The sequence below is a fragment of the Neisseria iguanae genome (assembly GCF_003013245.1).
Lineage (GTDB): Bacteria > Pseudomonadota > Gammaproteobacteria > Burkholderiales > Neisseriaceae > Neisseria > Neisseria iguanae.
The window spans coordinates 1-10,602 of sequence record NZ_PXYY01000088.1 but is presented as its reverse complement, the minus strand read 5'-3'; the positions used below and the strand labels follow the sequence as shown (position 1 = coordinate 10,602).

Sequence of the window (10,602 nt, the reverse complement as noted above, 5' to 3'; positions counted from 1 at the left end):
CCGCGTTTACCCTTACGCCGACCGGCAAAACAACCTTCGTCCGGCCTGGTGGGGCCTCTGAAAACCCTGCCGGCTTCCTGCGCCAAATGACAGGCAGCCGCTTGGCGGGTTTTGCGGTAGGACAACATAGCCCAACCGGGTTGGATACCCAGAATATCAACGGCTGCACGGGCCATTACTTCCGGTACAAAAAACCGGAGGAGTTTTCTTTGGGTATTCTTTGTTAATTTGCAATGGTTATCTTTATTTTTGCAGTCTGACATGACTGATAATCTGCTTCAGCCCCTTTTTAAATATTACTGTTTTGTTGGGTTTACCAACTCAAGCTATAACTGAAAAAACAAAATGCCGCCCGAAAACGAATACTTTTCAGACGGCATTTCTATTAAACTATCAAATCACTTCAATCCCCCTTTTTTCGCACCCTGCAAATACAGCATTTCCAGCGCAATGGTCGCGCCGGCCAAGGCGGTGATGTCCGCTTGGTCGTAAGCCGGGGCAACTTCGACCACGTCCATACCGACGATGTTTAAATCGGTCAAGCCGCGCAGGATTTTTAGGGCTCGGTCGGTAGTCAGGCCGCCGCAAACAGGGGTACCGGTGCCAGGCGCAAAAGCAGGGTCGATACAGTCGATATCGAAAGTCAGGTAAACGGGCATGTTGCCAACAGTTTCTTTGATTTTGGCGATGGTGGTTTCGACGCTATCGTCGTTGACTTGTGGTGCGCTCAATACGGTAAATGGCAATGATTTGTCGTGTTCGGTACGGATACCGATTTGTACTGAACGCGACGGGTCGATTAAGCCTTCTTTCGGGGCGGTGTAGAACATGGTGCCGTGGTCGAATTCGCTGCCGTTGGCATAAGTATCGGTATGGGCATCGAAATGCACTAAGGCGAGTTTGCCGAAATGTTTGGCATGGGCGCGCAGCAGCGGCAGGGTCACGAAATGGTCGCCGCCCAAGCTCAGGCATTTTTTACCGGCCTGCAGCAATTGCAGCGCGTGGTCTTCGAGTTTTCCGACAAAATCGCAGCTGTCGCCAAAAGAATAAACCAAATCGCCGCAATCGACGATGTTTAAGCGTTCTCGCACGTCAAATGTCCACGGAAAACGCTTATGCTCCCACGTCAGGTTAACAGAAGCGCGGCGGATGGATTCGGGACCGAAACGTGCACCGGAACGGCCGGATACGGCGATATCGTAAGGAATGCCGGTAATCACCCACTCGGCATTGCCTTCGTAGGGATTGAAATCAAGCGGCAGGCGCAGGAAACCGAAATTGTTGGAAACCAGTGAATTGTCGGTTTTACCGGCAAGGGTAGTGTAATGGTTCATATTGTGTCCTTTAATTAAAATAGCGTTTCAGACGGCCTTGTCATCTATAGGCCAGGCCGTCTGAACATTATTCTTCTTCCAAATAAGTATAACCGTTCAGGCCGATTTCCAATTCTTTCAAAAACGCCATTGCTTGCGAAGCCGGCAAATCGGAATGTTCGATTTGTTCGCGGTAGCGGCGCATCAGCTCTTTCGGGTCTTGGTATACATATTCGAGCATATCGGCAACGGTATTGCCTTCATCGTAATCCACGACTTCGAACTGGTTTTCACCGTGTACCATCACGTCGATGGTGGTGGTGTCGCCGAACAAGTTGTGCATATTGCCCAAAATTTCCTGATACGCGCCCACCATGAAAAAGCCTAAAAGCGGCGGATTGTCATCGGAATAATCAGGCATCGGCATGGTGGTGGCAATGCCGTCTCCATCGATATAGTGATCAATGGTACCGTCCGAATCACAGGTGATGTCAAGTAATACGGCGCGGCGGGCGGCTTTTCCGTTCAGACCGGTAATCGGACACACAGGGAACAATTGGTCAATCCCCCACACGTCGGGCAGTGATTGGAACAGCGAAAAATTCACATACAGCTTGTCGGCAAAACGCTCTTGCAACTCGTCGATAATGGTGCGGTGTGAGCGGTGTTTTTCGTTGAATAATTCGCCGACCTCGCGGCAAATATTCAGATAAAGCTGCTCCGCCCATGCGCGCTGCTCAAGGCTCAGCAGGCCGACATTGTATTGGTTGTGCACATCGGACAAATCAAACTGGCTTTCGTGTATCCAGCTTCGCAGCGAGCGCTTCTCGCGCGAATCGAAAATATCCGTCCATGTTTCCCACATGCTGTGCAACACGCGCGGATCGCTTTCAGACGGCGCGCTCAATTCCTGCGGCGTGTACCGTTCGGCACCAATTACATTCGCCACCAAAACGGCATGGTGCGCGGTAATGCCGCGGCCGCTTTCGGTGATGATGGTCGGGTGCGGCAGATTGTGTTCGCGGCAGGCTTGGCCTATGCCCCACACTACTGTTTCGGCATATTCGGTCAGACTGTAATTGACGGAGCAATCCGATTGCGTACGGTTGCCTTCGTAATCCACACCCAAGCCGCCACCTACGTCGAAGCATTGGATGTTTACGCCGAGCTTGTGCAATTCCACATAAAACCGCGCCGATTCGCGCACACCGGTGGCCACGTCGCGTATATTGCCCAATTGAGAGCCAAGATGGAAATGCAACAGTTGAAGACAGTCTAAGCGGTTGTTTTGTTTCAATACATTTACTAACTGCAGCACTTGCGAAGCCGACAAACCAAACTTGGATTTGTCGCCGCCCGAAGCCTGCCATTTGCCTGAACCCTGCGAAGCCAACCGCGCACGCACACCCAAGCGCGGTTTCACACCCAGTTTTTCAGCTTCTTCCAACACCATCTCAATTTCTGAAATTTTCTCAATCACGAGATAAACCTGATGGCCGAGTTTCTCACCCATCAGCGCAAAACGGATGTATTCCCGGTCTTTATAACCGTTGCAGACAATCAGTGCCGGCGTGGTGCCGGCGTGCGCCAACACGGCCATGAGTTCTGCTTTCGAGCCGGCTTCCAAACCATGCGGCTGCCGGCTGTGAATCAGTGTTTCGATCACGCGGCGGTGTTGGTTGACCTTAATCGGATACACCAAGCAATAATCGCCTTCATAGCCAAATCCTGTCCTGGCCGTCTGAAACGCCTGATTGATTGAGCACAGGCGGTGTTGCAGAATTTGCGGAAAGCAAAACAAAATCGGCAGCCGCGCATCTTGCTGTTTCTGCACTGATTCGGCCAGCTTTTGCAGCGAACAGGTTTTCTCCGGTTCGGCCGGATTCGGGCGCACAATCACCTCGCCTTTGTCATCGGCATCATAATAATTAATGCCCCAATAACGGATATTGCAGACCTCGCTGATGGTCGGTGCAGCCATGTTTCTTTCCCTTCAAATAGATAGAATGATTACGCGAAACCCAAACCGCGATTATAAAACCAATTTACGGCAGAATAAGGTTTTTTTCGGCATTTTTAAAAATTATTTATAAATACTTTTAAAGGCAACCCGAGACTTTTGTAAAACCCAGACCAAACCAACTAAACAGTAAACATCATTATCGGGCAACGACCTGATAATCACGGTCCGGATTGAGTTGAATCTTATAACGGTTTCAGCCTATTAGAAATACACATGAGGTTTGAAGCATAACAAAAGGGCCGTCTGAAATATTCAGACGGCCCTTTTGTATTTGGCAATCCAGCTTGAAGGAACAACTTATTCTTCTCCGGCTTTACTGCGAATCACTAACAGCGGCAGATGACTTTGGCGCATCACGGTTTCGGCAAAGCTACCCATCAGCAAATGCATCAAACCGGTGCGGCCATGTGTGCCCAATACCAGCAAATCTGCACCGTTGGCATCAGCATAATCCACCAATTCTTGCGCCATTTCGCGCGCGCCTTTGTTGGCCACTAAAAGGTGTTTCACGATGTTGGTTACGCCGGCTTCACGCGCTGATTTTTCAGCAAATTCCAATACTTCGTTCCCTTGTGCCACGGCAGCGGCTTCATAGCTTTCGTGTTGAAGAAATTCAGGTGCCAAAGCCATATATTCCGCCGGGTTGGCCACATGCACCAAAGTAAGACGGGCTTCGTTGACACAGGCCAAATCAGCCGCATGTTTCAACGCGTTTAAAGAAGTTTCACTACCATCAACAGCAACAACCAAATGCTTATACATTGTCCTCTCCTTCCAAGGCTTTTTTGTGGCCTGATATTTTTCAGGCCATGGGATTATAGACTGTTCTTCCAGCTTTACACAATAGTCTTGACGGTTCAAGTATAATACGTCTTTGGCTTTTTGCGATTAAGTTTTGTCTCATAGGGCCGTATTTTTCATTTATTTTTTGATTTATCACAAGGTTGTCCATGTCCGAGATTGATTCCCTGTCGTCACGCCGTTTCGGCGGCATTGCCCGATTGTATGGCGATTCAGCATTACAATGTTTTCATCAGGCGAATGTGTGCGTGGTCGGCGTCGGCGGCGTCGGCTCGTGGGCGGTGGAAGCATTGGCGCGCAGCGGCATCGGTCGTTTAACTTTGATTGATTTGGATAATGTGGCCGAATCTAATGTCAACCGCCAGCTTCATGCCCTAACCGACGATTTCGGAAAAGCCAAAGTCAGCGTCTTACACGAACGCATTCTACAAATCAATCCGTCTTGCCAAGTGGTCGAAATCGAAAATTTTGTTAGCGAAGAAAACTTACCCTATTTGTTTTCAGACGGCTTTGATTTTGTGATTGACGCCATCGACCACGTGCGCGTGAAAGCAGCGATGGCGGCTTATTTTGTGCAACACAAGCAGCCCTTTATCTTAAGCGGCGGCGCGGGCGGACAAAAAAATCCGGCTTCGATTCAGACGGCCGACTTAAGCAAAGCCACCCACGACCCGTTATTGTCCAACCTGCGCTATATCTTACGCAAACGTTACGGCTTCAGCCGCAATACCACCCACAAAATGCGCGTACCGTGCGTGTATTCCACCGAAAACATCACCCCGCCGCAATCGGGTGAAGCCTGCACCACTGATGCCGCACCACAAGGTTTGTCGTGCGCCGGTTACGGCGCGAGTATGCTGGTGACTGCCAGCTTCGGCCTGTATTGCGCACAAGCAGCTATAGACCATATCGCGGGTAGCAAATGAATACTGCCGGAATGATGAGGCCGTCTGAAAATGCAGTGGCGTACGTGTTCGGCCAACCTGTTACCGATATTCCGCAAGATTTGTTTATCCCGCCTGATGCGCTGGAAGTGGTGTTGTCGGGCTTTCAAGGGCCGCTGGATTTGCTGCTGTATTTAATCCGTAAGCAGAATATTGATGTTTTGGATATTCCGATGGTGAAAATCACCGAGCAATATCTGCACTACATCGCGCAAATAGAAGTCTATCAGTTTGATTTGGCAGCCGAATATTTATTGATGGCTGCAATGCTGATTGAAATCAAATCGCGCCTGCTGCTGCCGCATCCTGAAGAAATCGAAGACGAAGAAACCGACCCGCGCGCTGAATTGGTGCGCCGCCTGCTTGCTTACGAACAAATGAAGCTCGCCGCACAGGGCTTGGATGCACTGCCCCGTGCCGGCCGTGATTTCGCATGGGTTTATCTGCCTTTGGAAATCGCTGCCGAAGCCAAATTGCCCGATGTCGCCGTAGTTGATTTAACGCAGGCTTGGCTCGGCATTTTATCGCGCGCCAAACACACGCGCAGTCATGAAGTCGTGCGGGAAGCCATTTCCGTACGCGCGCAGATGACCGCAATTTTACGCCGTCTGAACGAACGCAGATTCAGCCATTTTTCCACTCTGTTCAAACCCGAACAGGGCGCGGCTTATGTAGTGGTCAATTTCATCGCGATTTTGGAATTGGCTAAAGAAGGCTTGGTGCGCATTGTGCAGGAAAGCGGCTTCGGAGAAATCGAAATCCATTTGAAACAAACCGAAACCGAGCAGATTGAGCCGCCCGAAACCCTTTCAGACGGCCTTCAATAAAAATTTGTAAACTTTCCTTCATCCCCACTGCCAAACATTTAATATTTCATTCGCCCGTTAATTGAGAACATCTTTATGACCTCACACGACCCTATTATCAAATCACTGCTTGACACCGATTTATACAAATTCACCATGTTGCAAGTGATACTGCACCAATTCCCGCAAACCCACAGCCTGTATGAATTCCGATGCCGCAATAAAGAAATGGTTTACCCGCTGGCCGATATTCAGGAAGAATTCGAACGCGAATTGGATGCCCTGTGCCAACTGCGCTTTACGGACGACGAATTGGATTACCTGCGCCGTCTGCGTTTCATCAAAAGCGACTTTGTCGATTATCTCGAGCTTTTCCAACTCAAACGCCGCTTTGTCAAAGTGCATTCCGACGGGCAAGGCCGCCTGCACATCCGCGTTGAAGGCCCGATGATTCAAGCGATGTTCTTTGAAATTTTCATCTTGGCCATCGTCAACGAGCTCTTTTTCCGCCGCTTGGAAACGCCTGAAGTCTTGGCCGAAGGCGAACGCCGTTTGCAAACCAAAGTCGAGGCCTTAAAGAAAATCGCTATCCGGCAAGCCCCGTCTGACCCGCCATTCCTAATTTCCGATTTCGGCACACGCCGCCGCTACAATCTCTCATGGCAGGAACACGTTGTCCGAACACTATGCGGTGCCGCACCGCATATCGTGCGCGGCACCAGCAATGTTTATTTGGCGAAAAAACTCAATATCACCCCCATCGGCACCATGGCGCATGAATTTATGCAAGCCTTCCAAGCCTTAGATGTCCGTTTGCGCAATTCGCAAAAAGCCGCTCTTGAAGCATGGGTACACGAATATCGCGGCGACTTAGGTATTGCGCTCACCGATGTGGTCGGAATGGATGCCTTCCTACGCGATTTCGACCTCTATTTTGCCAAACTCTTTGACGGCCTGCGCCACGACAGTGGCGACCCCTATGTATGGGGCGATAAAGCCTACGCGCATTACCAAAAACTCAAAATCGACAGCCACACCAAGATGCTGACCTTTTCAGACGGCCTTGACATCGGAAAATCTTGGGCATTGCACCAATATTTCAAAGACCGTTTCAAAACCAGCTTCGGTATCGGCACCAACCTTACCAACGACATGGGGCACACGCCGCTGAATATTGTGTTGAAACTGGTCGAATGCAACGGCCAATCCGTTGCCAAGCTCTCTGATTCACCAGGCAAAACCATGACCACCAACGACACTTTTCTCGCTTACCTGCGCCAAGTGTTTGAAATCCCCGATCCAGAAGCGGACAATAAATAAATCACACAAAAAGGCCGTCTAAAAGAATCAATCTTTCAGGCGGCCTTTTTTATCTTTATAAAATCAATAGATTATTTTTTCAAACGCGCAGTCGCTGCTTTATCCAACGAACAATCTCGGGTGACGATTTGATCCACTATTTCGGCTTTACCGTTTATTTGGGTCGTACCGCGGATGGTCAAAATACCTCCGTCCACTTTATCCACGTTGGCAGGCGTGGCTTTTTCCGCAAACCAAGCCACGTTTTCGCCCCAGAAAATATTCTGATCGTCGGCACCGGCGACACGGAACAGATTAGGCGTCAGCTCATTTTTGAATTTAACTTGTGCGGCCACCAACTGATTGTTTTTCACACCATACATCACAGTCAATTTGTCTTTGCCTTTGTTGCCGCATTTATAAGCGACTTCTTTGGTTGAATCAATAGAATCCACCTTAACCGTTTGCGGACCGTCGGCCGGTTTCGCCTGCTGCTGTACTGCCTGAGCCGGTGCTTGGGCTGGTGCTTGAGCCGGTTGTTTGGCAGGGGTTGTTTTTATACTGCCCGTGCTGCCACATGCCGACAAAGCGACAGCCGCCACTGCCGCCAAAGCGATCCATTTCAAATTTGCATTCATATATTTACTCCTATTTCAGTTGTTTCTGTCTGATTAATGTGTATGCTACCTTAGCAGAGAATGCAGCATTTGTATTGGATTTGAATGGAAACGCCCACCCGTTACCCACATAAACCAAGCGCAACACACCATACCGATTCAAATAAAATCATGAAAACAGGCACCTAAACCACACTTTACGCACGAAAAATCTAATCAATTTTAGTAAAGATGCAGTTTACCTAATAAGTAATTCAAAACCGCACAGATTGAAGCAATCAGCCAAATGAGAATTAGCCTGTAATCTCCATAGAATCTAAAATCAATCCGGATGGTAAGATATATAACAAAACACGCATAATTTTTATCACCGTCTGGAAAAACAAAAAGTGTAAACAACACTCAACTTTATCCACACTAAAAAAATCCAAACGGTTAATTGATACTTTTTGCCCATACCTTTTTTAAAAGTACACATACCAATGACGCAACCCTGCACATAACTTGATTTTTCTCATGTCTACTATAGTTTGCCATACTCAGAAATATGCTGTCGACACTTGAAAAGTGATATACTATTCCATAAGATAACCATTTTACTATTCATACTATATAATCTTCCTAAGATTACCTAAAAACAGGAGACACGAAAATGTCCGCATTAAAAGCAACCTTAATTTGCACCGTAACGTTTGGCCTGCTGGCCGGTTGTGCAGCAGAATCATCCCGCAGCGTGGAAGTAGCGAAAGTAGCTGCCTACAACACCCAGTATAACGGCGTACGCACTCCCATTTCTATCGGCAGCTTTGATAACCGTTCAAGTTTTCAAAAAGGCGTATTCTCTGATAGTGAAGATCGTTTGGGCAGTCAAGCCAAAACTATTTTGGCAACCCACTTACAACAAACCAACCGCTTCAATGTGTTGAACCGTACCAATTTGAGTGCATTGAAGCAGGAATCAGGTATTTCAGGTAAAATTCAAAACTTAAAAGGTGCGAACTATGTCGTTACCGGCGACGTAAGCGAATTCGGCCGTAAGAATGTGGGCGATCATCAGCTTTTCGGCATTTTAGGACGCGGTAAATCGCAAATTGCTTATGCAAAAGTCGCATTGAATATTGTAGATGTATCAACTTCTGAAATCGTTTACTCTACCCAAGGCGCAGGCGAATACTCACTTTCCAATCGTGAAATCATCGGCTTTGGCGGCACCTCCGGTTATGACGCCACATTAAATGGCAAGGTATTGGATTTGGCTATTCGTGAAGCCGTCAACAATCTGACTCAAGCTATTGACAACGGTGTATGGCAGCCTAAACGCTAAGGAGGTCATATGAAAAAAGGGATAAGTTATGCTCTGCCGCTAGCGGCCGTATTATTGCTGGCCGCCTGCAGTTCTGCACCGAAACAAATGTATTACTGGAAAAATTACAGCCCGACTATTTACGAGCACCTTAAAAATGACAACCGTTCTGTCGGCGAACAAATCAACAAAATGGAAAAATATTTTACCGAAGCAGGCCGAAAACAAATAGCTGTCGCACCTGGTTCGCACGCACACATGGGTTTGCTATTAATTGATGCCGGTCAAAATGAGGCTGCACGGCAACACTTTGAAACTGAAAGAAGGCTTTTCCCCGAATCTTCAGTGTTTATGGACTTTCTACTGAAAAGCAAAGGAGGGAAAAAATGAAGTGGGCTACATTCCTGCTGCCTCTGGCTGCAAGCTTGGTATTGAGTGCCTGTCAAACCCATCAAGCCGCTCCGTTTGATTACACGGCATTTAAAGAAAGCCGTCCAAAATCGATTTTGGTTCTTCCACCTTTGAACGAATCACCGGAGGTAAAAGCGACGTGGGGAATGCTTACCGCAACCACCATGCCGTTGTCGGAAGCTGGTTATTACGTTTTTCCGGTGGCCGTAACTACCGAAACCTTCAAACAAAACGGCCTGACCAATCCGGCAGATATTCATAATGTGAAACCGGATAAATTGCGCCAGATTTTTGGTAACGATGCGGTTCTGTACATCACTGTGAAAGACTACGGCACGCGCTACCAAGTCTTACAAAGCATAACAACTGTTTCAGCAGAAGCCAAACTGGTTGATGCGCGTAATGGCAAAGAGCTGTGGAGCGGCACAGTTACTTCTTCTGATACGGGGAAAAAAAGCAACAACAGCTTATTAGGCACATTATTAGGCGCAGCTATCACCCAAGTTGTCGGCACTTTGGGCGACAAAGGTTATGACATGGCGCAAACAGCCGGCCTGCAATTATTTTCACCGCAACGCAGCAACGGTATTTTATACGGCCCTCGTTCGGCGAATTATCAAAAAGAGCCGAGACAACACTAAACCTGAAAGCAGAATGATAGGATTCTGCTTTTTTAGTATGTTGTTATGCAATTTGTCACATTCATGGAATTCAAAATCAAATGCGGGCGCGCATGTATCCGCATATATGTCTTTTATACGTTCATTCATGCGCTTTTATTCATCAAATACCGTCTGAAAAATTCCAATATTTACTGAAGTTCAGCGGAATCCAACGTGTTAGATTTCATACCAGATTAAGTTGAAAACCCAAAATCCTATAAATCCCCCCTCTGACGTACCCCGCCGGATTTAAGACAAGTAGACGGCACATTCCCTTGAGCTCAGCCAAAGCGCCATAATTCTACCCCGCCCGCTCTTTTTTATGCCCTGAAATCATTGGAAATCACGCGCAAAAAAAGACGACTGCCTACACAGAACAAGATCCCGCAAAAGTAGAAAATTACCTAAAGCGATGATCAAAGT

At 47.9% G+C, this 10,602-nt stretch carries 10 protein-coding genes and 1 pseudogene; 6 read left to right on the top strand and 5 right to left on the bottom strand.

What is annotated here, in order from left to right; translation table 11 throughout:
• The 4 genes and pseudogenes from C7N83_RS11255 to C7N83_RS11240 all read right to left on the bottom strand — a co-directional run.
• Positions 1 to 263 (bottom strand): annotated as a pseudogene (locus C7N83_RS11255) (IS1595 family transposase); the annotation flags it as partial.
• 135 nt (positions 264 to 398) lie between these two features.
• On the bottom strand, positions 399 to 1,334 hold the full coding sequence (gene speB, locus C7N83_RS11250; RefSeq protein WP_106742731.1) for an agmatinase: 936 nt from the start codon (positions 1,332 to 1,334) through the stop codon (positions 399 to 401).
• Positions 1,335 to 1,401: 67 nt separating this feature from the next.
• Positions 1,402 to 3,294 (bottom strand): biosynthetic arginine decarboxylase, encoded by a 1,893-nt coding sequence (gene speA, locus C7N83_RS11245; RefSeq protein WP_106742730.1) that lies wholly within the window; start codon positions 3,292 to 3,294, stop codon positions 1,402 to 1,404.
• A 339-nt stretch (positions 3,295 to 3,633) separates the two neighbouring features.
• The gene (locus C7N83_RS11240) at positions 3,634 to 4,098 is read right to left on the bottom strand and encodes a universal stress protein (protein WP_106742728.1); all 465 of its coding nucleotides are present in this window, start codon (positions 4,096 to 4,098) and stop codon (positions 3,634 to 3,636) included.
• A 188-nt stretch (positions 4,099 to 4,286) separates the two neighbouring features.
• On the opposite strand from C7N83_RS11240, the gene C7N83_RS11235 reads away from it, so the two are divergent.
• The 3 genes from C7N83_RS11235 to pncB all read left to right on the top strand — a co-directional run bounded on the left by C7N83_RS11235 (position 4,287) and on the right by pncB (position 7,207).
• Positions 4,287 to 5,063 carry a tRNA threonylcarbamoyladenosine dehydratase gene (locus C7N83_RS11235; RefSeq protein ID WP_106742726.1) on the top strand — a complete coding sequence of 259 codons (777 nt, stop codon included), beginning with the start codon at positions 4,287 to 4,289 and terminating at the stop codon, positions 5,061 to 5,063.
• Entirely contained in the window at positions 5,060 to 5,908 is an 849-nt protein-coding gene (locus tag C7N83_RS11230; RefSeq protein WP_106742724.1) for a segregation and condensation protein A, read from the top strand. The genes C7N83_RS11235 and C7N83_RS11230 overlap by 4 nt, the downstream gene beginning before the upstream one ends.
• 75 nt (positions 5,909 to 5,983) lie before the next feature.
• Positions 5,984 to 7,207, top strand: coding sequence for a nicotinate phosphoribosyltransferase (pncB, locus tag C7N83_RS11225; RefSeq protein ID WP_106742722.1), 1,224 nt, complete (start codon positions 5,984 to 5,986; stop codon positions 7,205 to 7,207).
• Between the two features lie 71 nt (positions 7,208 to 7,278).
• On the opposite strand, the gene C7N83_RS11220 is transcribed toward pncB, so the two are convergent.
• Positions 7,279 to 7,824 (bottom strand): hypothetical protein, encoded by a 546-nt coding sequence (locus tag C7N83_RS11220; RefSeq protein WP_106742721.1) that lies wholly within the window; start codon positions 7,822 to 7,824, stop codon positions 7,279 to 7,281.
• Positions 7,825 to 8,455: 631 nt separating this feature from the next.
• Here C7N83_RS11220 and C7N83_RS11215 point away from each other — a divergent pair.
• From C7N83_RS11215 to C7N83_RS11205, 3 genes are read left to right on the top strand one after another with little or no spacing between them, the layout of a single operon-like run.
• The gene (locus C7N83_RS11215; protein WP_106742719.1) at positions 8,456 to 9,127 is read left to right on the top strand and encodes a CsgG/HfaB family protein; all 672 of its coding nucleotides are present in this window, start codon (positions 8,456 to 8,458) and stop codon (positions 9,125 to 9,127) included.
• 9 nt (positions 9,128 to 9,136) lie between these two features.
• Positions 9,137 to 9,496, top strand: coding sequence for a DUF4810 domain-containing protein (locus C7N83_RS11210; protein ID WP_106742718.1), 360 nt, complete (start codon positions 9,137 to 9,139; stop codon positions 9,494 to 9,496).
• Positions 9,493 to 10,158: a DUF799 domain-containing protein gene (locus tag C7N83_RS11205; RefSeq protein WP_106742716.1), complete on the top strand. Its 666-nt coding sequence runs from the start codon at positions 9,493 to 9,495 to the stop codon at positions 10,156 to 10,158. Before C7N83_RS11210 ends, C7N83_RS11205 begins: the two co-directional genes overlap by 4 nt.
• The last annotated feature ends 444 nt before the right edge of the window (positions 10,159 to 10,602 follow it).